The sequence below is a fragment of the Curtobacterium sp. MCBD17_034 genome (genome assembly GCF_003234515.1).
Taxonomy (GTDB): Bacteria; Actinomycetota; Actinomycetes; order Actinomycetales; family Microbacteriaceae; genus Curtobacterium.
This window is the reverse complement of record NZ_QKTN01000001.1, coordinates 456,690-478,855: the sequence shown is the minus strand read 5'-3', so window position 1 is coordinate 478,855 and position 22,166 is coordinate 456,690. Positions and strand designations below refer to the sequence as shown.

19 protein-coding genes are annotated in these 22,166 nt (G+C 72.9%); 15 read left to right on the top strand and 4 right to left on the bottom strand.

The features are described from left to right. The first annotated feature begins 124 nt into the window (after positions 1-124). From DEI92_RS02320 to DEI92_RS02295, 6 genes are all read left to right on the top strand, one after another. Complete coding sequence (locus DEI92_RS02320; RefSeq protein ID WP_111012189.1) at positions 125-1,780, top strand: RecQ family ATP-dependent DNA helicase; 1,656 nt, start codon at positions 125-127, stop codon at positions 1,778-1,780. Positions 1,781-2,084: 304 nt separating this feature from the next. Next, on the top strand, positions 2,085-2,519 hold the full coding sequence (locus DEI92_RS02315) for an ester cyclase (RefSeq protein ID WP_111012188.1): 435 nt from the start codon (positions 2,085-2,087) through the stop codon (positions 2,517-2,519). 138 nt (positions 2,520-2,657) lie between these two features. Beyond that, a complete protein-coding gene (locus DEI92_RS02310) occupies positions 2,658-2,957 on the top strand; it encodes a hypothetical protein (protein WP_111009752.1) in 300 nt (99 codons plus the stop codon). A 14-nt stretch (positions 2,958-2,971) separates the two neighbouring features. Further along, a complete protein-coding gene (locus DEI92_RS02305) occupies positions 2,972-3,736 on the top strand; it encodes an oxygenase MpaB family protein (RefSeq protein ID WP_111012187.1) in 765 nt (254 codons plus the stop codon). Between the two features lie 80 nt (positions 3,737-3,816). Continuing rightward, positions 3,817-4,452 (top strand): hypothetical protein, encoded by a 636-nt coding sequence (locus DEI92_RS02300; protein ID WP_111012186.1) that lies wholly within the window; start codon positions 3,817-3,819, stop codon positions 4,450-4,452. After that, positions 4,452-5,057 carry an FHA domain-containing protein gene (locus DEI92_RS02295; protein ID WP_111012185.1) on the top strand — a complete coding sequence of 202 codons (606 nt, stop codon included), beginning with the start codon at positions 4,452-4,454 and terminating at the stop codon, positions 5,055-5,057. The genes DEI92_RS02300 and DEI92_RS02295 overlap by 1 nt, the downstream gene beginning before the upstream one ends. Before the next feature lie 14 nt (positions 5,058-5,071). Here the strand turns inward: DEI92_RS02295 and DEI92_RS02290 are convergent, their stop codons facing one another. After that, the gene (locus DEI92_RS02290) at positions 5,072-9,514 is read right to left on the bottom strand and encodes an FtsK/SpoIIIE domain-containing protein (protein WP_111012184.1); all 4,443 of its coding nucleotides are present in this window, start codon (positions 9,512-9,514) and stop codon (positions 5,072-5,074) included. 179 nt (positions 9,515-9,693) lie between these two features. On the opposite strand from DEI92_RS02290, the gene DEI92_RS02285 reads away from it, so the two are divergent. From DEI92_RS02285 to DEI92_RS02260, 7 genes are all read left to right on the top strand, one after another. Beyond that, positions 9,694-9,990: a WXG100 family type VII secretion target gene (locus tag DEI92_RS02285; RefSeq protein ID WP_111009757.1), complete on the top strand. Its 297-nt coding sequence runs from the start codon at positions 9,694-9,696 to the stop codon at positions 9,988-9,990. 76 nt (positions 9,991-10,066) lie between these two features. Continuing rightward, a complete protein-coding gene (locus DEI92_RS02280) occupies positions 10,067-10,393 on the top strand; it encodes a hypothetical protein (RefSeq protein ID WP_111009758.1) in 327 nt (108 codons plus the stop codon). A gap of 2 nt (positions 10,394-10,395) precedes the next feature. After that, entirely contained in the window at positions 10,396-12,192 is a 1,797-nt protein-coding gene (locus tag DEI92_RS02275; protein ID WP_111012183.1) for a putative T7SS-secreted protein, read from the top strand. Further along, entirely contained in the window at positions 12,189-12,986 is a 798-nt protein-coding gene (locus DEI92_RS02270; RefSeq protein WP_111012182.1) for a hypothetical protein, read from the top strand. The genes DEI92_RS02275 and DEI92_RS02270 overlap by 4 nt, the downstream gene beginning before the upstream one ends. Before the next feature lie 154 nt (positions 12,987-13,140). Then, a complete protein-coding gene (locus DEI92_RS16415; RefSeq protein ID WP_181434595.1) occupies positions 13,141-13,833 on the top strand; it encodes a hypothetical protein in 693 nt (230 codons plus the stop codon). Positions 13,834-14,020: 187 nt separating this feature from the next. Continuing rightward, complete coding sequence (locus DEI92_RS16410; RefSeq protein ID WP_181434594.1) at positions 14,021-14,683, top strand: pyridoxal 5'-phosphate synthase; 663 nt, start codon at positions 14,021-14,023, stop codon at positions 14,681-14,683. Positions 14,684-14,702: 19 nt separating this feature from the next. Then, positions 14,703-15,248, top strand: coding sequence for a GNAT family N-acetyltransferase (locus tag DEI92_RS02260; RefSeq protein WP_111012180.1), 546 nt, complete (start codon positions 14,703-14,705; stop codon positions 15,246-15,248). 36 nt (positions 15,249-15,284) lie between these two features. Here the strand turns inward: DEI92_RS02260 and DEI92_RS02255 are convergent, their stop codons facing one another. Continuing rightward, positions 15,285-17,753 carry an ATP-dependent helicase gene (locus DEI92_RS02255; RefSeq protein ID WP_111012179.1) on the bottom strand — a complete coding sequence of 823 codons (2,469 nt, stop codon included), beginning with the start codon at positions 17,751-17,753 and terminating at the stop codon, positions 15,285-15,287. Positions 17,754-17,844: 91 nt separating this feature from the next. Beyond that, entirely contained in the window at positions 17,845-18,453 is a 609-nt protein-coding gene (locus DEI92_RS02250) for a TetR/AcrR family transcriptional regulator (RefSeq protein ID WP_111012178.1), read from the bottom strand. A 51-nt stretch (positions 18,454-18,504) separates the two neighbouring features. On the opposite strand from DEI92_RS02250, the gene DEI92_RS02245 reads away from it, so the two are divergent. Next, positions 18,505-19,971, top strand: a complete 1,467-nt coding sequence (locus tag DEI92_RS02245; protein ID WP_111012177.1) for an MFS transporter — start codon at positions 18,505-18,507, stop codon at positions 19,969-19,971. A gap of 10 nt (positions 19,972-19,981) precedes the next feature. On the opposite strand, the gene DEI92_RS02240 is transcribed toward DEI92_RS02245, so the two are convergent. Beyond that, the gene (locus DEI92_RS02240; protein ID WP_111012176.1) at positions 19,982-21,016 is read right to left on the bottom strand and encodes a glycerophosphodiester phosphodiesterase family protein; all 1,035 of its coding nucleotides are present in this window, start codon (positions 21,014-21,016) and stop codon (positions 19,982-19,984) included. Positions 21,017-21,251: 235 nt separating this feature from the next. Between DEI92_RS02240 and DEI92_RS02235 the strand changes: the two genes are divergently transcribed. Then, complete coding sequence (locus tag DEI92_RS02235) at positions 21,252-22,124, top strand: Bax inhibitor-1/YccA family protein (protein WP_111012175.1); 873 nt, start codon at positions 21,252-21,254, stop codon at positions 22,122-22,124. The last annotated feature ends 42 nt before the right edge of the window (positions 22,125-22,166 follow it).

The following is a 22,166-nucleotide window of genomic DNA, read 5'->3' as shown; positions in this document are numbered from 1 at the left end:
GGTCGCACTCGACGTCGAGGTCGCTCGATGTCGAGACAACGGCCGCGGCCAGCCTAGCGCTCCGGGCCGGTCGTACCCCGGCCGCCGGGTCGCCTCCGAGCGGCGCTCCGGCAGGGTGTCGTGCATGAGCGACGACATCCGCGACCGTGCCGAGGCGACCGCCCGCGAGGTCTTCGGTTGGGAGGCCCTGCACGCCGGCCAGGCCGAGGCGATCGACGCGGTGGTCGGCGGACGCGACACCCTCGCCGTGATGCCGACCGGCTACGGCAAGTCCGGCATCTACCAGGTGGCGGGGCTCCTCATCGACGGCCCGACCGTCGTCGTCTCCCCGCTCATCGCGCTGCAGGACGACCAGGTGGCGGGGCTCGAGGCGCGAGAGCAGACCGGCGGACCCCGTGCGGTCGCCGTCAACTCGACCCGGTCCGCGGGCGAGGTCGAACAGGCATGGGCCGACCTGGCGAGCGGAGACGCCGAGTACGTGTTCCTCGCGCCCGAGCAGCTCGCGAAGGACGAGGTCGTCGAACGCCTGCTCGACCTCGGCGTGCGCCTGTTCGTCGTCGACGAGGCCCACTGCGTGTCGAGCTGGGGGCACGACTTCCGCCCCGACTACCTCGTCCTCGGCGAGGTCGTCGAGCGGCTCGGTCACCCGACGGTCCTCGCCATGACCGCGACCGGCTCGGGTCCGGTCCGGTCCGAGATCGTCGAGCGGCTCGCCATGCGGGACCCGCTCGAGCTGAGCCGCGGGTTCGACCGGCCGAACCTCCGGCTCGAGGTCGTGCGTCACAGCGACGACGACGGCAAGCGGGCCGCCGTCGTCGAGCAGGTGGCGGCCCTCCCGGTCCCCGGTCTGCTGTACGTGGCGACCCGCAAGGAGACCGAGTGGTACGCGGACGAGCTGGCGGACCGCGGGCGGAACGTCCGCGCGTACCACGCCGGACTCAAGGCGTCCGAGCGGCAGGAGGTGCACGAGGCGTTCCTCGCCGGCACCCTCGACGTCGTCGTCGCGACGAACGCGTTCGGCATGGGCATCGACAAGCCGGACGTGCGCTTCGTCGTGCACGCCGACGTGCCCGAGTCCGTCGACGCGTACTACCAGGAGATCGGCCGGGCCGGACGCGACGGCGATCCGGCGACCACGACCCTCCACTACCGGGCCGAGGACCTCGGGCTGCGGCGGTTCTTCGCGTCCGGCACGCCCGCCAAGGCGAAGCTCCGGACGGTGTTCGACGCCGTGCCCGACGACGGCGCGATCCGTCGTCCCGAGCTCGCCGAGGCGGCGGAGGTGCCCACGCGGTCCCTCGGCCGCTACGCGAACGCCCTCGTCGAGGGCGGGGCGCTCGAGGAGACCGAGGACGGCCTCGTCCGCACCGACGACGACGCCGCGCGGGACGCGGACGCCGCCGCCGACGCCGCGGTCGCCCGCGCCGAGGACCGTGAGCGGATCGAGGAGTCGCGCATCGCGATGATGCGGCAGTACGCCGAGACCCTCGGTTGCCGACGCCAGTTCCTGCTCGGCTACTTCGGCGACGAGCTGCCCCAGCCCTGCGGCAACTGCGACACGTGTGCCTCCGGCTCGGCGTACGCGCAGGACGCCCACGTGGCGGACGGCTCGAACGACGCCGCGTACCCGCCGGACTCCGAGGTCGAGCACGACGAGTGGGGTCACGGGACCGTCATGAGCACCGAGGAGGACCGGATCACCGTGTTCTTCGAGTCGGTGGGGTACCGCGTGCTGTCGATCGACGCGGTGCGCGAGCGGGGCCTCCTGCGGACCGTCTGACGGCCGTCGTCACCCGCTGCCGGCGGCCCGGCGCGGGTCGGGGGAAGGCGCGGCCGCTCGACCACCCGTCGGCGGCCGCGCTCCACTCCCCCGAGCCAGAGCAGCCTGGCCCATGCGGGCGTCGCGCAGGTGACCGCCCGGTGAACACCGCGTGGCGGATCGCGGTCCGATGCGTCGCCACGGCGTTGCCTGTGCGGCACCTCCGGATGCCGGGGCCGGGAGGCCCGGTGCGGGTACCCAGGAACCGTCACCCGACGCGGTGGCCCAGCGGCGCACCCGCGCCGACCCGACGACAGGAGTCACCATGAGCAAGGACGTCAACACGAAGGCCCAGCAGCACCTCGGCGAACTGCTCCAGCAGCGTGCGTTCGACCGGTTCGGCGAGGTGTGGGCCGAGGACGTCGTCGACCACGACCCGGCTCCGGGCGCCGGTCCGGGGCTGGCGGGCATCGTCGCCTTCTGGCAGGAGTTCACGACCGCGTTCCCGGACGTCGCCCTGCAGCCCGAGACGCTCGTCGCCGACGACGACTCCGTCTCGGTCGTGTTCACGATCACCGGCACGCACAGCGGCGAGTTCCAGGGCCACGCGCCCACCGGCCGGACCTTCCGCGTCCGGGGACTGCAGACCGCGCGGTTCGAGGACGGCAAGATCGTCGAGCGCTGGGGCGCGACCGACGAGAAGGGCCTCGCCGAGCAGCTGCACCTGACCGGCGGCGAGACGCACTTCGTCACGGCCTGACGCCGACCACCCCGCTCCGGACGCCCGGCGCGGAGCGACGCCGGCCACCGTCCGGAGGCACACCCCGGCCGGACCGAGTACGAACGAACGAGGACGGCACCACGGCCGTCCCCACCACCAGCACCACGGGAGGACCCCATGAGCGACCCCGCCATCGGACCGGACGACGACGCCACCGAGCTCCGCGAGCAGACGACGACCGACGACCAGGTCGCGTTCGACGAGGACCCGGACGCGATCCAGGAGTCCATCGAGACCGTCACGAACGACGCCGTCGCCGGCGAGACCGTTGATCCGGAACCGGGCGACGGCACGGCGAACGGACCGACCGGCGGCGCCCCGCGCGAGGGTGAACCGATCCTCTGGGAGAACGACGGCGAGGACGAGCCCGAGTCCCAGGGCGTCGACTTCGGCAACGACGAGTACCGGTCGCTCTGACGAGCGTCTCCCCCGTGGTCCGCCGGTTCGCGGCGGACGGCTCGCTCGTCATGGCGGGCGGCCGCGCGATCCTGCTGCAGATCGCGGACCCGGTCGTCGCGGCCGGTGTCGCCCGGCACAGTGACTTCGCGCACCGACCGCAGCAGCGGCTCGTGCACACGCTGCAGTACGTCTACGCGGTCGTGCTCGGCTCGCCCGCCGACGCCCGCGCCGCAGCAGCGTTCGTCGAGCACGCCCACCGACGCGTGCAGGGCGCCGACGACCCGGACCACCAGCTCTGGGTCGCCGCGACCCTGTACGAGTCGGCGCTCCGCATGCACGAGCTGCTCCGCGGTCCGGTCGACCCGGCGCTGGCCGCCGCTGTGCTCACCGCGTACGAGCCGCTCGGCGGCGCGCTCCGGGTCCCCGCGGGCCGGTGGCCCTCGACGCCCGCGGCCTTCGACGCGTACTGGCGCCGGACCTCAGCGGCGCTCCGCGTGACCGACGAAGCACGCGGGGTGGTCCGCGACCTGCTCCACCCGCGCTTCGCGCCCGTCTGGATCCGCGCGCTCATGCCGATCGCGCGGATCGTCACCGTCGGGATGCTGCCCCCCGACCTGCGGACGGCGTACGGGTTCGCGTGGGGAGGCTCCGAGCAACGCCGGTACGACCGCACCGTCGCCGTGCTGCGCCGGGTCGTGGCGGCGGTCCCGGGACCGGTGCGGCGCCTCCCGTTCCGGGTGCTGCTGCGGTCGCTCCGACGGGCGGCCGCACGCCGCACCACCGTCGTCGGCCGCTGAGCGTCAGGCGCTGAGCCTCGGCCGCTGAGCGTCAGTCGCTGAGCGTCAGGCGCTGAGCGTCAGCCGCTACGGTGGTCGGCATGGGGGCCGACCACTTCGCCATCACCGTGCCGCGGACCTGGTTCGAGCTGCCGGTCCGACCCGAGCACCGCGACGACGCGATCAGCGCCCTCGTGCAGGAACGGATCGGGGACCAGCCGACCCTGCGGGAGCACCGCACCGAGATCGTCCGGATCCTCCGACGGTTCGCCCGGTCCGCCTGGGACTCCGGCGCGCGGTACTGCGCCGCGTTCGCGGAACCGAGCGACGACGGGATCGTGTCCGGTGCGCTGACGGTCAGCATGCTCCCGGCGCCCGGCGGGGACGACGATCCGCTCACGGCGCTGACCGACCGGGTCGCCACGCTGGCCGATCGGGACAGCGGTGACGACGAGGCTGCGCGCGCGCACGTCGACCTCCACGACCTCCCCCGCGTCGGCCGGGTCCCGCGGACCTGGGGCATCAGCCGGATCGTCGATCCGTCCGGGCAGCGGTCGTTCCCCGTCGCGACGATGCAGACGTTCGTGCCGATGGACGACCAGGTGGCGCTCGTCAGCGTCGCCTCACCCGCGGTGGACCTCGCCGAGGCGCTGTTCGACCTGTTCGAGGCGGTGACGGACACGTTCGAGCTCATCGACGCGGGCGCGAGCGGTGCCACGGATCGGGAGGCGCGGTGATGCGCCTCCGGTTCCGTCGCCGTCGTCGCCCGGTCACCGTCGTGCCCGAACGGGTCGCGCCCGACGACATCACGCGCATGGCCGCGGACGGCCGACTCGCACGGGTCGTGACGACGCCACCGCCCGCGCCGCGGGCGAGTGCCGGACGGGTGCGGGACCTCCTCGCGGTGCTCCCGGAGCGGCCGCTCGGGCACACCGCGGCCACCGACGCCACGGCGCCGGCGCGGCCCGCCGCTGCCGTCGTCCTCGTGCTCGACGACGACCGACGCGTGCTCGTGCGTGGCCCCGGGGTCCTCGGACGCGACCCGTCGCTCCGTGCCGCCGGGATCGACGACGACACCGCGCACCGGATCGCGCTCGACGACCCGGATCGGTTGCTCAGCCGGACCCACCTGGCGTTCGGGTTCGGGGCCGAGGGCTCGTTCTGGGTCCTCGACGCGGACTCCGCCAACGGCGCCGAGCTGCACCGCCCGGGGTTCCCCTCCACGATGCTCTCGCGGGGCCAGCGCACCACGATCCGCCCGGACGACGTCGTCGTCTTCGGGGGTCACGTGCTCCGCACCGAACCGGCGACCGCGCTCGTGCCCGAGACACCGCTCGACTGACGGCGCGCACGCGATCAGTCGCCCTCCGGCACCTGCACCACCCGGAGGACGCCGTCCGCGTCGTGCAGCAACCCCCGCCCGGGCATGCGGTCCTGACCCAGCGCGCTCTTGGTCAGGCGCGCACCGATCAGGTCGCCGTCGACGGTGCTCAGCGGGGCGAGGAGCAGGCCCCGTCGTGCCTTCTTGGCGTCCACCTGCCAGCCCCGGAACCCGCTCGCCACGCCCTCGACGTCACCGCCGAGCACGAGGCCGACGCGGCGCCCCCGCTCCGACGCCATGATCGCGCGGAACACCGGCTCGGCATCGGTCTCCTTGAGCAGCTCCGCGTCGTCGACGAGCACGAGGGTGAAGCCCTCCGCCCCCTCGACCGCCGCGGCGAGGTCGTCCGCGCTGAGTCCGGGATCGGTGAACACGGTGCACCGTGCGTGCTCGGCCGCGAGTGCGCGCAGCGGTGAGTCGCGCGGGACGACCGCGACGACGCTCCCGCCCGTGTCCAGGGCGTGTCGGGCCATCGCGACCAACGTCGTGCTCTTGCCCGAGCGGGCGCTCCCCGCGACGACGAACACCGCGGTGTCGTCGACGAAGTCGTGGGTGTGGAAGCGGAGCTCGTCGCCGCCCACACCGACCCCGATCCTCCCGGCGCGCGCATCGGCGACCGGCAGGTACCGGACCGCCTCGGAGCGCGTGATCCCCCGCGGAAGTGCGTCGACCCGGACCGGCCGGGGCGCGTCCGCGGCCACCAACGCTCGGACCTCGTCACCGATCCCGCGGAGGGCGTCGGCCTGCGCCCGCCCGGTGGCGCCACCGGGGAGCACGGCGATCTGGGTCTCGGTGGCCGTGGCGTTGCGGAACCCCCGACCGGGCGGGATGATCTCGGGCAGCTTCTTGCCGTTCACGCCCTCGTACGCGTAGTCACCGCGGTCCGCCAGGGCGAGCAGGAGCTTCCGCTCGACCTGGCTCGACATGCGCCCGGCGGTGAGCGTCCGATCCCCGGTGACGACGAGGTGCACGCCGACGCCGACGCCCTCGCGCAGGAGCGTCTGGACGGCGTCGTGCAGTGCGCCGTTCTCGACCTCGGCCAGCGAGGACATGAAGCCCTCCCACTGGTCGAGCAGGACCACGACGTGGGGCATGGGGACCTCGTCGGCGGCGGGCGCGGCCTCGCGCTGCTCCGCGATGGACCCGTACCCGCCGCGGGCGAAGGCCGTCTGCCGGGTCCGGACGAGACCGAGCAGGGTGGTCACCAGCCGCGCGACACGTTCCGGCTCGTGTCGCTGCACCACGGCACCGCAGTGCGGGAGCGCGCCGACCGGCAGGAGGGCGCCGTTGCCGCAGTCGATGCCGTAGAGGTGCACGTCCCCGACACCGAGCCGCAGGGCCATCGCGCCGGCGAGGGTCCGCAGCGCCTGACTGCGTCCGCTCCGCGGCGAGCCGATGACGAACAGGTGGCCGTCCTGGTCGAGGTCGAACACCAGGGGCCGCTGCTCCTGCCGGTCCGGGTGGTCCTCGAGCCCCCAGGCCACCGCGAGCGGCGCCGTCGCCGCGGACACGGCCTCCACGTCGGCCAGGGTCACGAGCGACGGCAACGGTGGGAGCCACGGCTTGCGCTGCTCGGGGACGCCGATCGCCATGGCCGCGTCGCCGACGGCCCGGACCAGCACGCTGAGGTCCGTGACCTCGACGTCGGCCAGGTCGGAGGCCGTCGCAGCGCGGCGCGGTGCCGGTTCGCTGAGGTCCGCGAAGCTCCGCTCGCGCACGAGCGGAGCGACGTCCGCGTCCTCGCCGACGCCCCCCGGACGGCGACCCCCGACGCGACCGGTCTGGAACGGCAGGAGCGACGCCGCGCCGAGCCGGACGTAGGCGCGTCCGGGCGTGGTCTTCGCGATCCGCGCCGCGTCGTTCGCCCCGATCACGTCCTGGCTCTCGGACTGGTCGGTCACCCGCAGCGCGATGCGGATGTTCGTGTTCGCCCGGATCTCGGGCGACACGACGCCGCCCGGCCGCTGGGTCGCGAGCACCAGGTGGATGCCCAGCGAGCGGCCCCGCTGCGCCACGTTCACCAGGCCCTTCACGAAGTCCGGGAGTTCGCGGGCGAGCGACGCGAACTCGTCGATCACGATGACCAGACGGGGCAAGGAGGGGACCGAGGCGTCACCCGCCGCCGCCCGTTTCGCGCGGAGGTCCTGGTGGTCCTCGAGGTCCTTGGCGCCGACCGCGGCCAGGGCGTGCTCGCGGCGGCGGAGCTCCGCCCCGAGCGACTCCAGCGCGCGCTCGACCTGGTGGGTGTCGAGGTCGGTCACCATCCCGACCGTGTGCGGCAGGTCGACGCAGTCCTTGAACGCCGCGCCGCCCTTGTAGTCGACGAGGACGAACACCATCTCGTCCGGGCGGTTCGCCACCGCGAGCGACGCCACCAGCGACTGCAGCAGTTCGGACTTGCCGGACCCCGTCGTGCCGGCGACGAGCCCATGCGGCCCGTCGCGGTGCAGGTCGATCGCGAAGGCGCCGTCGATGGACTCGCCGATCACGGCCGTCGTGCTGCGCCCGCCGAGCATCCAGCGCGCCTGGACGGCCTCGGACGTCGGCGGTTCGAGCGCGAGCACGTCCAGCAGGCGGGACGACGACGGCACCGCGCCGTCCTCGACGTCGGGGCTCGCGTCGACGATCGGCGACAACGACCGCGCCACCCACTCGAGCCAGTCCTGGTCCACCAGGTCCGGGCGGGCGTCGTCGATCCGCTCGCTCCGCTGCTGGCGGACGCGGAGGCGGCCGTCGCGGACGACGACCACGGCGTCGCACTCCTCCGGGAGCAGGCGCTCGTCGAGGTCGAGGCAGATGCTGAAGACGCCGACCGCCGGGCCCTCCTTGAGCACCTGGACGAGCGACGGCATGGCGCGGAGCCGGCGCGCGCCGTCCATGACGACCACGATCTGGCCGGCGTGCTGCGCCTGCCGACCGACCCGGACACCGGCCTCCTTCCGGGCGTCGATGGTGGCGGACAGCTCCGCGATGAGCCGTGCGGTACCGGCCGCGGTGGACGCGATGCTCGTGACCGGCTGGTCGGCGCCGTCGCGGCGGACGTGTGGGAGCCACGACATCCACTCCCACAGGCCCGTCCTGGTCGAGTCGGTGAGCAGCGCGAACGTCAGGTCCTTCGGGCTCTGCAGCGTCGCCAGTTGCGCGACCACCCAGTTCGCGATCCGGCGTGCGTCGTCCCCCGGGCCCGCGATCCCGAGCACGCCCCGCTCCGCGAGCTCGATCCGCACCGGGACGTCGCGAGCGTCCCAGGTGACCGTCCGCTTGTGCGAGAGCTGTTCGGGGTCCTCGAGCGTCACCTCGGACCGCTGCGTCGCGGTGCCGACGCGGACGAGCAGGTGGTCGGGGTCGGTCGGGCGGCGTTCCCAGAGGCGCGGGAGCGGCCCGACGGCGGTCTCGTACACGTCCGCGGGATCGGGCGCGCCGGCGATCCACCGCTCACGCTCACGTCGGAGGGACTCGGTCGCGTCCGCCTCGATCCGCGCCCGGGTGTCCTCGTACTCGGCCACCCGCTGCCGGTGGGTCTTCTTGCCCTGCCGTCGGCCCTGCAACCCGGTGATCACCATGACGAGGGGCGAGAGCAGGGCGACGAGCAGGTAGATCCAGCGGCCCGTCGTCGACACGAACATGACGGCCATGCCCATCGGGGCCAGGGCCATGAGGATCGGCAGGGCCCTGGCCGGCGGCTCGACCGGCGGCACCGGCAACTGGTACCGCGCGTGGTCGTCCGGCGGCAGGATGCGGGGTGGCCGGTTGTACTCCAGGGCCATGCCGTCCTCGGCGAGCGCGAGGTGCGCTCCGCGGCTCCGAGGGCGTCCGTACGCGAGCAAGGCCGACCCGATCGTGAGCTGCGCGTCCTCGTCCCATGTGGTCTCGGCCACCACGGGATCGCCGTCGAGCGCGGCACCCGCGTACCCGTTGACCGGGCGCACGGTCGCGCCGTCCGGACCGACGGAGACCAGGAGCGCGATGTCGGGCACGCCCTGGCCGCCGAGCGCCGCGGCGGCGTCCGCCAGGCCGTCGGCCTGGGTGGCGGCCTCCACGCGGAGCTGGGCCGCCGCCCCCGAGCCGATCGTGACGATCCCCGCGTCGGCCCGGACGACCGTGCCCGCGTGCGGTCCGGACACGATCCGGACCTCGCCGAGTGACAGCGCACGGACGGGAGGCGGTGGGACGGCCTCGGCGCTCCGGCTCACCACCACGCCGTCACGGACACCGGAGGCGGCGATCGACGCGTCGAGGTCCAACGGGCGCTCGCCCACGAAGTAGGTCGCCGGGCCGGTGGCGGACGTGACATCGGTCGCGAGCAGCCGCTCGGCCTCGGCCACGACCTCGCGGACCGCCCGCCCGGTGTCGCCGTCGACGTGGACGTTGGCCGTCTGCCCGCTGTCGCGGTCCACCATCGTGAACGTGAACGTCATCCTGCTCCCCCCTCGCCCCGCCATCGTGGCGGGCACCTCTGACAGCGGGACCCCTAGCACATGCGATTGCATGAACTGTGGAGAACCGCTGTGCGCCCGACGCGTCGATGGTAGTGTCGCGCCGTGGAACGCCCCGAACGGGGGGAAATACAGCATGACTCCGGGGAAAGGGAGCACCAGTGGCGAACATCAACGTGTCCTACGCGGACCTCGAGGCAGCGGCATCCGACCTCAAGGCGGGGCAAGCCGACATCGAGGACCGTCTGTCCGCGCTGCAGCGCAAGATCCAGCAGCTCATCTCCGACGGCTACGTCACCGACAAGTCGTCCGTGGCGTTCGGTGAGTCCTACGACGAGTTCAACCGGGGCGTCACGCAGACGGTGCAGGGCCTCGACGGGCTCTCGTCATTCCTGACGAAGGCGTCGCAGACCCTGTCCGAGACCGACGAGTCGCTCGCATCGGGCCTCAAGGGCTGACATCGCTCCACGACCCGTGCGCCGTCCGCGGCGCACGGGTCGTGGGCGTATCCGCGCGACGGGGAGGGACATCGCCATGGCAGACCGGCTGCTCGTCGACCTCATGGGTCTCGGCGAACTGGAACGGGACCTGACGACCGTGCACCGCACGCTGGAGCGTGCGCACAAGCAGGTCGACGCATCCGACGACGAGATCGGATCGCGGGTCGTCCAGGGTGCGCTGCACGACTTCGACCACCGGTGGGAGGACAAGCGCCGGAAGATCACGGACTCCACCGCGGCCCTCGCTGCCATGCTCACGACGTCCGAGCGCGCCTACCGCGAGACCGACGCCCACCTCGCCTCCGCCCTGCGGGTCGACGACCAGGCCGGTGGGCCCACCGCCGCCGGATCGGCGCGGTAGCCGTGTCCCGTCCCACGGGCTGGGCGGTCGTGGAACAGGGGTTCGACCCGGTCCCCGGCGACCCCACCGTCGTCCGCATGATGGCCCGTGAGTACCAGCGCATCTCGGAGGCCGCCGACGACGCGACCACGCGCCTCCGGTCCGTCCGCGGCTCGGGCTGGCTCACCGATTGGCAGGGTGAAGCCGCCGACGTCTTCGTCCGCGCGATCCAGGACACCCCCACCGACCTCGCGAAGCTCGTGCACTCGTACGCCGACGTCGCCACCGCGCTCCTCGGGTGGGCCGACGTCGTCGACCACACGCAGTACCGCGCCGACGGTGCCCTCGCCGACGCCAAGGACGCAGCCGGCGACCTCGACGCCGCCCGTCACCGGCTCGACGACGCCCAGGTGACCGCGGCGCACTACGCGGCGACGGCCTCCCGTCTCACCGCGCTCGCCGCCGCGCACCCCGCCGGCTCGACGCCGCCCGCCGGCGCGGAGGTCCCGACCCCGGCGCAGCTGCGCGCCGCGTCCGACAACGCCGCCGTGGCATCCGACGGGGTCGACGCCGCACAGAGCTCCATCACCGCCGCGCAGTCCCGGATCGACGCCGCGAAGCGTCTGGTCGCCGAGGCCCGTGGCGACTGGGAGGACGGCGAACGTCGCACGGCGACCGCGATCGGCCACGCGGCCGACGCCGGTCTCGGCAAGCAGTCCGTCTGGGACGAGGTGTTCCAGTCCGAGGTCTGGAGCGACATCGTCTCCGTGGCCAAGGTCGTCGTGGCCGTGGGGGGCGTCATCGCGCTCATCGTCGGCGGTCCGATCGCCTGGATCGTCGCGGGTGTCGCGCTCCTCGTGCTCGCCGACACCGTCTACAAGATGACCAAGGGCCAGGCGGACGGGTGGGACCTCGCGTTCGCGGCCCTCGACTGCATCCCGATGGGCAAGGGGATCACCACCGCGGCCCGGGTCGGCGAGGAGTTCGCCAAGGGCGCGGGACTCGCGGGCGGGATCGCCTCCGCAGGCAGGCACGTCGGTTCCGAAGTGGTGAACACGGCGCGGTCGTTCACCGCGCTCCCGCACCTCGTCGCCAACGTGCGGCACGGGACGGCGCTCCGGTCGGTGGAGTCGCTCCGCGCGTTCGTCGTCGCGGGGCTCCCGGCCGGGGTGCGGGACGTGCGGAACGCGCGCGGCGCCTTCCGCGATGGCGTGGAGGCGTACTGGCGGTCCGACCTCCCCTCGGTCGCCGCTCGCGCCCGGCACTGGCAGGGCACAACGAGCGGTTGGAAGAGCGGCTATCCGGGGGTCGACCCGTGGCGCTCGGGTCGACCGACGTCCATCGTCGGCCAACGCCTGCAGGTGGTCGGGAACGGCGAGTTCTACGTGATGAGCGAGGGACCCGCACACGATCTCATCACGACTGGTGGTGACGCCGCGCAGTACGCCGCCAGCGTGCAGGTCGGAGTGCACGACGCGAGCGGCCCGTTCCAGACCTTCCGGCCGCAGGGCGAGACCTACCTGGTCACCCAGCCCCTGCCGCACGCCATCGGATCGGCAGTGGCCAATCCGCAGTACGGCGCAGGCGGCGCGAGCGAGGTCTTCATCCCAGGTGACCGCTCGTCGTGGGGCACGGCCTTCCAGTCGATCGACCGGCCTCTCATGGATCCTGCCAGTGTCCATCCCCTCCCCGGCACGCTCCGGATGGAGGAGTACGGCTCCGCACTCCGTTCCATGGGTGTCGGTGCTCGCGGCCTCGTCGTGGCGACGCCTTGGGACTACGCCGACGACCTCCGGCATCACGTCGTCGCTGCGCAGTGAGCCCCCGCGGGATCACGCGGGGCGGCGAAGAGATCCTGCCGCGCTCGGCGAGTTGGGCGACCCAGCCCGCCGGCGACGGCACGGGTCGGCTCGTCGTGCCGCCGTCGCCCGTCCCGATGTGGCCCGAGTACGGGCGGCTGCTCGGCCTCGTCAACTGGTACCAGGCGTCCGGGTACGAACTCCTCGAACACCGAGGGCCAGCGATGGAGCGAGGGAACGAGATCATCGCTGACCGACGGATGACGCTGCTCGGTCCCGTGCCGACGCCCGCCGAGTTCGCGGCGCGGTGGGTGCTGCCGCCGGGGACCACGTACGAGGCCGTACCGGCCCTCGGGCACGACGGTGACGGACTGCGGGTCCGCGACGGGCTCGAGGCTGGCGGCTCGCGGTACGCCGTGGACCTCCGCTTCGCTCGTCCGGGCACGGAGACGGTCGCGACCGACACCGCCGATCCGGTCATGCGGCGTCCGATCCCGCTCCGTGCCGCGCTCCGCGACCCCGCTGACCCGCAGGGCGGATGGGGCCGTCTCCCCGCACTGGTGGCTCAGCTCCGCGGCGCGGGCGCGCGCGTGCACTCCGCCTTCGGCCGCTACCGGCGCTTGTCCGGACTGGTCGAGCACTCGGCGGGCGCCCGGGTGTCGGGCCACCACGTCTGGTCGGAGCTGCTCGCGACGGCGGCACTGCCGGCCGGTGTCCTCGTCGAGGACTTCGGCGACGGCCACGGCATCGTGCGCGACTTCCCCCAACCGTTCCGCGCGGAACGACCCCGATTCGCGTTGGTCCTCGAACCGTGAACCGGACGCCGACGTCACACGCGGAATCCGTCGCGGCCGGAACCGGTGACCGCAGTCGAAACGGGCAGCGCATCGCGGCCATGATGGAGTTCGACGGGGAGCCCGGGAGCCCGGTACCGCCTCCCTCGACCACCGACGACGACGGGATGACCCCATGCCCCTGACGCCTCCGCGGAACGCGCACCGCGACATGATGCTTCGCTCGAAGTACGGGTTCGCCGAGGCACAGGTCATCGTCCTCCGACACGAAGAGCAGGGTGTTCCGTTGGCGGTCAGCACGCCAGCGGGTGTCGCACTGGTGTTGGGGTTCACCGTGCCCGAGGACGCCCTCGCTCGCATCCCTGCGGGGACCCCTGCCCGGATGCTGTCGATCCCGGTGCACGAGCTCCTCCGTCGGATCCCCGACGAGTGGGGTCTCGTGGTCGACATCGACCGCCCCTTCCCGCAGGTCGTGCAGCCCGATGAGAAGGCGGCGCTGGTGAGCGCCAGTGGGCCGTTTCCCGTCGGCGCGCAGGTCGCGCTCGATCGGGTGACGCGTCGGGATCGGCGGTTCATCGAGGCACTCCATGCCCACGCTCCCGCCACCGCCGAGACACCGCGCGTGTGGGTCTTCCGACATGCGGTCGAGTCCCTTCCGGAAGACCTGCTCGTGGTCGTCACCGCTCGCGATCAGGACGCCGCGCTGCGGTACGCCGAGGCGGTGTACGACGTGTCGTCGTCGCTGGGCGTGCCCGATCCGGTCACCACGACGTGGATCGACGAACTGCCCGTCGAGCACGCGATGTGGGTCAGGACGCAGGACCCCGTGTCGACCGCGCTCGGTGCGACGGATCCGACGACGACGTGAACGCACGACGGGGGTGACGCCCACGGACAGCCCGCGCGGATCGAGCCGCGGGGGCCCGGAGGACCCGTCGTACCCATCGCGGATCACCGTCGGACCCGCTGGCAGAAGCGACGGAGTCCGGCCCAGCACGCGCTCGAAGGCCCGTGGTCGTGATGCGCTCGCACGCCCGCAGGAGCATCGTGGGCTCGTGACCACGGACCGCATCACCCGCGACGACACCGCCAGCTTCCCGGAGTTCGACGGCCTGACCGCCCACCCCGACCACCCGATGACGCTCGCGCGACGCTGGCTCGACGCCGCGACCGCCCGGGAGGTTCGCGAACCGCTCGCGATGACCCTCGCCACCGCGAGCCCCACGGGTGTGCTCAGCGCCCGGACCGTCGACGTCAAGGAGCTCGCCGACGAGGGGCTGCTGTTCGGCACGGGCACGGACACCCCCACGGGCGTCGAGCTCACGGCGAACCCGAACGCCGCCCTGCACGCCTACTGGCGCGAGACGGGGCAGCAGCTCCGGTTCGAGGGGCACGTCGTGCGCCTCGACGACGCCGCGGCCGACGCCCTGTTCTCGGCGCGCTCCCCGAAGTCCCGGGCCGCGACCGCGGCGTCCCACCAGTCCGCGGCGTTCCCCGCCGAACACGACCCGCGGTCGGTCGTGGACGACCTGATCGCGCAGGCCAACGCCCTGCTCGACGAGCACGGTGACGCCGTCCCGCGTCCACCGGCGTGGGCCGCGTACCGCCTCGTGCCGGACGTGGCGGAGTTCTGGCTCAGCACCCGCGACCGCGTGTACCGACGCCTCCGCTACCGGAGCGCGGAGGGCTCCTGGCGGGTCGACCGACTGCAGCCCTGACCGGTCCTACCCTGAGGTCATGGCACACCGCGCCGTCGTCCGCACCGCCACCGCCGCGGACGCCCGCGGCATCGCGACGGTCCACGCCGTGTCGTGGCGCGAGACGTACGCGCACCTCGTCGACGGGGAGGACCATCCCGCCTTCCAGATCGAGCCGCGCGTCGCGCGGTGGGAACAGAACCTCGCCGCCGGGTCCTTCGGCACGGTGGTCGCGGTCGTCGACGGTGCGGTCGTCGGGTTCGCCACGACGGCCGATCTCGGCGCCCCCGATCAGCCCGCCGAACACGATCAGCCCGCCGAACAGCGGACCGAGGCGACCACCGCGCATCCGCCCGCCGCGCGCCACCCCACCGAGCTGACGATGCTGTACGTCCTCGCCGCCGCACACGGCACCGGCATCGGCCAGGCGCTCCTCGACGCGGCGCTCGCGGACCGGCCGGCGTCGCTGTGGGTCGCGGCCGACAACCCGCGGGCGCAGGCCTTCTACCGGCGCAACGGGTTCAGGACCGACGGCACCACCGGCGCGTTCCCGCCGATCGGCGCGACCGTGCGCATGGTGCGCTGAGCAAGACGGGAGGCCCGACCCGGCTCCCGCGGACCGTCAGAGCTTCTCGATCGGCGCGATCTTGATGAGGAGCTTCTTGCGCCCGGCCGTGTCGAACTGGACCTCGGCGATGCGCTTCGCCCCGCTGCCCGTGACAGCGGTGACGCGTCCCTCACCGAAGTCGACGTGCGAGATCCGGTCCCCCGGCGCGAGCTCCATGTCGCCGTTGTCGCGCACCTGCCCCGAGACGCTGTTCGACCACTCGGTCTTCGGGCGGGTCTTCGCCGCGGCCGTGGCCCGGTCGAAGCTGCCGCCCGCGAACCCGCCGCCCCGTCCGCGCCAGCCCGCGCCGCCGCCCGGTCCGACGCCGCCCTCGCGCCGGGCGTTCAGGGCGCGGGGTTGCGTGCCACCACGGCTGTTCGCCATGCCCGGTGACTGCTTCCACTCGATGAGCCCGTCCGGGATCTCCTGGAGGAACCGCGAGGGCATGGCCACGTTGACGTCACCGAACTGCGCGCGCGTCATCGCGAGCGAGAGGAACAGGTGCTTCCGAGCGCGGGTGATGCCCACGTAGAACAGACGGCGTTCCTCGGCCGGGCCACCGGGCTCGCCGGCGGACATGCGGTGCGGGAGCAGGTCCTCCTCGATGCCGGTGAGGAACACCGCGTCGTACTCGAGCCCCTTCGCGGTGTGCAGCGTCATGAGCGAGACGGTGCCCGAGGAGTCGTCGAGCTCGTCGGCCGCGGCGACCAGGGAGACCTCGGTCAGGAAGTCCGAGAGCGTGCCGTCGGGGTTGTTCTTCTGGAACTCCCGCGTGACCGCCACGAGCTCGTCGATGTTGTCGGCGCGGGCGGCGTCCTGGGCGTCCGGCGACATCCGGAGCACCTCGAGCAGCTTCGAGCCGTCGAGCAGCTGCGTCAGGGTGTCGACCACGGGCTGCGTCGGGGCCTTCTCGGCGACGGCGTCGAGCAGTGCCGCGAAGTCGGTGATCGCCGTGCGGACCTTCGGCCCGAACCCGAGTTCGTCGGCGTGCCGGAGGGCCTCGCGCAGGGAGACCTCGTTCTGGTCGGCGTACCGCTGCAGGGCCGTCTCGGTGACGGCGCCGATGCCGCGCTTCGGGACGTTGAGGATCCGGCGCAGCGAGAGCGGGTCCGCGGGGTTCGCGACGGTGATCAGGTACGCCATGGCGTCCTTGATCTCGGCACGCTCGTAGAACTTCGTGCCGCCGAGCACCCGGTACGGGATCGCCGCGCGGATGAAGATCTCCTCGAGCGCACGGGTCTGGGAGTTCGTCCGGTAGAACACCGCCATGTCGCGGTAGTCCATGTGCTCGTCGTCGTGCAGCCGCTGGATCTCGTCTGCGACGAACTGGGCCTCGTCGTGCCCGGTGTAGCCCGTGAAGCCCGTGATCTTCTCGCCGGCCCCGACGTCCGTGAACAGGTTCTTGGCCTGCCGGTCGAAGTTGTTCGCGATCACGGCGTTGGCGGCGTCGAGGATGTTCTGCGTCGACCGGTAGTTCTGCTCGAGCAGGATCACCCGGCTGTTCGGGAAGTCCCGCTCGAACTCGACGATGTTCCGGATGTCCGCGCCGCGGAAGGCGTAGATCGACTGATCGGAGTCGCCGACCACGGTGAGCGACGCCGGTGCGATCGACCCGTCGGGCTCCCGCATGCGGTCGACGTGCTGCCCCGACGCCTCGAGCGCGTCGACCTGCTCGGGTGCGACCGGGCGTGTGAGTTCGCGGATCAGGGCGTACTGGGCGTGGTTCGTGTCCTGGTACTCGTCGACGAGCACGTGCCGGAAGCGCCGCTGGTACAGCGCGGCGACGTCGGGGAACGCCCGGAACAGGAACACCGTCTGCCCGATGAGATCGTCGAAGTCGAACGCGTTCGCTCGCCGGAGCTCGCGTGAGTACTGCCGGAACACCTCGAGGAACATGACCTCTTGCGGGTCGTTCGTGTTGATGTCGCGGGCGTAGGACTCGACGTCCTGCAGTTCGTTCTTGAGCTTCGAGATCTTGTTGGCGGCGGCACCCACCGTCAGCCCGAGCGCGTCGGCCTCGAGGTCCTTGAGGATCCGCTTGAGCAGTGCGCGCGAGTCCGCGGAGTCGTAGATCGTGAACGACGACGTGAACCCGAACCGCTCGGACTCGCGTCGGAGGATGCGCACGCACGCCGAGTGGAACGTCGAGATCCACATGCCCTCGGCCGCCCCGCCGACGAGCGCCTGGACACGCTCGCGCATCTCGGCCGCGGCCTTGTTCGTGAACGTGATCGCCAGGATCTGACTCGGCCAGGCCTCGCGGTTGGCCAGGAGGAGCGCGATGCGCCGGGTGAGCACGCTCGTCTTGCCGGATCCCGCGCCCGCCACGATGAGGAGGGACTCGCCGCGGTACTCGACCGCGGCCTTCTGCTGCGGGTTGAGGCCGGCGGTGAAGGGGTCGTCGTAGGTGGCGGTGCCGCTGCGCGCGGGTCGACCCGCCCCGTCGTCGGGAGCGGAGTCGAAGGGGTCGAGCACGATCGTCATGACCGGGTCAGTCTAGGCGCGACCACGGACACCGCCACCGGTCCGACGCCCGACCGCGGCCCGCATCCGCGCCTCCCGCGGCGCCGGGAGCTCAGCGGGCGAGACCGTGCCGGAGCGCGTCGAACAGCTGCCCCAACCGCGCCCGGTGGTCGTCGACGAGGGCGTCAGCCGAGGTCCCCGAGATCACGTGACGCGCGGTGACCACGAGGACGGTGGCGTAGCCCGCCACGACGAGAGCCGCGAGCAGGGTCGGATCACCGTCGGACGACCCGTCCTCCCGGACCGCGTCCTCGAGGGTCCGCTGCAGTTCCGCGCCGATCTCGCGCGCCCGGGCGACGAGGGCCGAGGACTCCGCCACGGTCCGGAAGAACGGACCGGACCGGTCGTCGAGCCCGGACAGGGGATGCCGTTCGTCGACGAGCCGCAGGGCCACGGCGTGCAGTGCAGCCAGGACGTCGGTGCCGGCGGGACGCGACCGCACCGCCGCACGGAGCAGCTCGGCGGCGTCGAGCGAGCGGTCGAGGAACAGGTCCTCCTTCCGCGGGAAGTGGTTGAAGACGGTGACGCTGGACACGCCGGCGGCCCGCGCGACCTCCGCGACGGTCACGGCGTCGAAACCGCGTTCGTGGAACAGGCCGGACGCGATCGCGGCGATCCTGGCTCGCGTCTCGGGTCCACCGCGCGCTGTGGTCCGTGGCATCGTTCCTCCACTTGCTTGTGTCACTCAACTTACTCACGTAAGGTCATCGTCATGGCTGACCCGACCTCCAGCGCCATCGTCCCAGGAGCGCGAGCCACCCGGCGCGCGCCCACCTCGCTCCGACAGGCGTGGCCCGCCCTGCTCGGCCTGTCGGCCGTGTTCCTGTTCGAGATGCTCGACAACGCGATCCTCAACGTCGCACTCCCCACGATCGGCCGGGATCTGCACACGACGACGACGGGGCTGCAGTGGGTGACCGGCTCCTACGCCGTCGTGTTCGGCGGGTCGATGCTCGTGTTCGGGGCGATCGCCGACCGGTTCGGGCGGCGGCGCGTCATGCTCGTCGGGCTCGTCCTGCTCGCGGTGACGAGTCTCGCGACCGCACTCGTCGGCTCGACCGGCGAGCTCATCGCGGTCCGGGTCGTTATGGGGGTCGCCGCCGCGATGACGACGCCGGGCTCGATGGCCCTGGCGTTCCGGCTCTTCGACCGCGACGACCTCCGCGTCCGCGCGACCACCCTGATCTCGACGGTCGGACTCGTGGGGCTCGCGATCGGACCGACCGTCGGCGGGTTCGTCCTCGCGGTCGCGCCGTGGCAGGTCCTCCTGCTCGTGAACGCCCCGATCGCGGTGCTGGCGATCATCGGGGTCCGCCGGGGCGTGGCCCCCGACGAGCCCGAGGAGCTCCACCGCGCGCCGATCGACGTCCTCGGCGCGGCGCTCGGCACGGCGACGATCGTCCTCGGCCTCGTCGCACCGACGCTCTTCATCGACCGTGGTGCGCAGGACGGCGCGCCGTGGGCCGCGAGCCTCGCCGCCCTCGTGGCCGCGGCGCTCTTCGTGCTCCGCGAACGCACCGCGCGGCACCCCCTGCTCGACCTCGCCCTGGTCGCCCTGCCCCGCGTCTCGAGCGGACTCGCGTTCAAGGCCGCCGCCGGACTCGCCACCGCCGGGCTCGGGTACCTCGTGACCCTGCAGTTCCAGCTGGACTGGGGTTGGGCACCGGCACTGGCCGCCCTCGGCATGCTCCCGCAGGTCGCCGTCCTCGTCGCGGGCGGCCCGTTCGTCGGCCGGTTCGTCCACCGCGTCGGGATCGACCGGGCGGCGTGGTCGAGCGCGGCCGCCGTGGTGGCCGGCCTCGCCGTGTACGGAGTGCTCGGGCGCTTCGGCTACCCCTGGGTCGCCGCCGCGCTCGTGCTCGAGGCGGCCGGCATGCGCGTCGTCGGGGTCGTCGCGGGCGTGAACGTCCTCCGCGGCCTGCCGTCGGCGCGCACGACGATCGGTGCCGCGCTCGTCGACACGGCCACCGAGGTCGCGTCCGGCATCGGTCTCGCCGTCACGGGGACCGTCCTCGCCGCGTCCGCCGTCGGTCGGCTCACCGCGGGCGGGTGGACCGCCGCGCAGACCGCGGGGTTCCGGGAGGCCGTGACCACCGGGTCCCTCGTCCTCACCGTCGTCGCCGCGGCACTCGTCGCCTGGGGGATCGCCCGCGGCCGACGTGCCGTGCCGCTCGGTTGAGCGGGGGCGCTCAGCGGAGCATCGACCGTGCGGCGAGCGCGAGGTCCGGCTGGTCCGCGAACACGCCGTCCACGCCCGTGCGCATCACCGAGGTGAACCAGCGGGCCCAGTCCCCGTGCGCCGCGAGGTCGCCGTCGCGCCGGAGTGGCGCGGGGAGGAACCGGTTCTCCGCGCGGAGCGTCCAGGTGAACACCGTCAACCCGGCGGCGTGGGCCCGCTCGACCAGGCCGCTGCGGACCTCCCGGTCGTCGCCCACGGCGACCGAGTCGACACCCGCCATCAGGGTCGACAGGTCCACGCTGATGCCGTCGAAGCGCGACGCGAGCCCGGCCAGGCCGGCGTCGGTGCGCTCCGCGGCGTACGTCGGGGCGGCGGAGCCGTGGCGGGCGCGCTCGTCGGCCGCCGCGCCCCGCCGCTCCATGAGGTAGACGGAGCGACCGCCCGTTCCCCGGGCCCTCAGGTCGAGGAGCACCTGCTTCTCGAAGCTCTCGAACGTGAGGCGCGGATCGGAGCGCCAGCCGGCCTCGCCGAGGACGGCGTCGACGAGCTCGTCGAGGGGCAACCCCTGCTCGGCGAAGAACGTGGCGTGCTTGACCTCGGCCACGAGCCCGACCGGGCGCGGTGCGGCGTCGAGCAGTGCGAGGAGGTCCTCGAAGCGGAGGATCCCCCCGCTGCCGTCGTACGCCGCGCTCGCCGGCCGCAGGGCGGGGAGGCGCTCACGCACGCGGAGGGTGCGCAGCTCCTCCCACGTGAGGTCCTCGGTGAACCAGCCGGTGACGCGCTGACCGTCGACGCGCTTCGTGGTGCGCCGGTCGCGGAACTCCGGTCGGGACGCGATGTCCGTCGTGCCCGAGATCTCGTTCTCGTGACGCAGGACGAGCACACCGTCCCGGCTCACGACGAGATCCGGCTCGATCGCGTCCGCGCCGAGCGTCACCGCCAGGTCGTAGGCCGCGCGGGAATGCTCGGGACGGTGCCCGGAGGCGCCCCGGTGGGCGATGACGCGGGGCTGTGGAGACGCCGTGCGCGCGTGCTCGTCGGGCATGCGCACGAGCGTACGGGCGTTCTCCCAGAGGACGGCGACAGGATCGCGAGCACACCGGTGATGGCAGCCCGTCACCACCAGGAGGCCCGCAGTCCGCTCATCGCGAATCCCCAGCCAGGCGCCGTCGAACGACCCTAGGCTGAGAGAACACGGATGTTCGCACCCGCGACGCTCCCCGACAGCCGGACCACACCCGGCCGCAGAGCACCCAGAGAACAGGAACAACGAGGACACCATGGCGTTCAAGCCCGGTTTCGACCAGTCCCCCGCCTTCAACGACGCGGGCCGCAACGCATGGGGCAACGGTGCCCACGGCGCCGGCGCCCCCTCCGGCCAGGCCCCGTACGGACAGCAGGCCCCCTACGGCCGGGCCGGCGGCCAGCCGCTCACGCCCGAGCAGCTCCAGTACATGTACGACCGCCCGGCGGCCGGCCCGGTCGAGACCGACCGCATGAGCTACGAGGACACGATCGTCAAGACGCTCGTGGCCTTCGGTGTGCTCGTCGTCGGCGCGGTCATCGGGTGGATGGTCCCGGCGCTCATGATCGTCGGCGTCATCGGGGGCTTCGTGCTCGCGCTCGTCAACACGTTCAAGCGCAGGCCCTCACCCGCCCTCGTCCTCACCTACGCGGGGCTCGAAGGCCTCTTCGTCGGCGGGATCTCGCAGGTCTTCAACACCCAGTGGGACGGCATCGTCGCCCAGGCGGTGTTCGGCACGCTCGGCGTCTTCGCCGTGACGCTCCTGCTCTTCACGTCCGGCAAGGTCCGTGCGACCCCGAAGGCCACGCGGTTCTTCCTCGTCGCGATGCTCGGGTACCTCGCGTTCTCGCTCGTGAACCTCGTCCTCATGTGGACGGGTGTCACGCACAGCGCGTTCGGTCTGCTGAACGTGACGCTGTTCGGCATCCCGCTCGGTGTGCTCATCGGCATCCTCGTGGTGCTCATGGCCGCGTACTCGCTCGTGCTCGACTTCGACCAGATCAAGACCGGCGTCGAGCGTGGCGCCCCGCGCATCTACGGCTGGACCGCAGCGTTCGGACTCATCGTCACGCTGGTCTGGCTGTACCTCGAGATCCTGCGCATCCTCGCGATCCTGCGGAACAACTAGGCCCTCCCGGACCTCGTCCCCGCACCCCGGACCGAGCCCCGC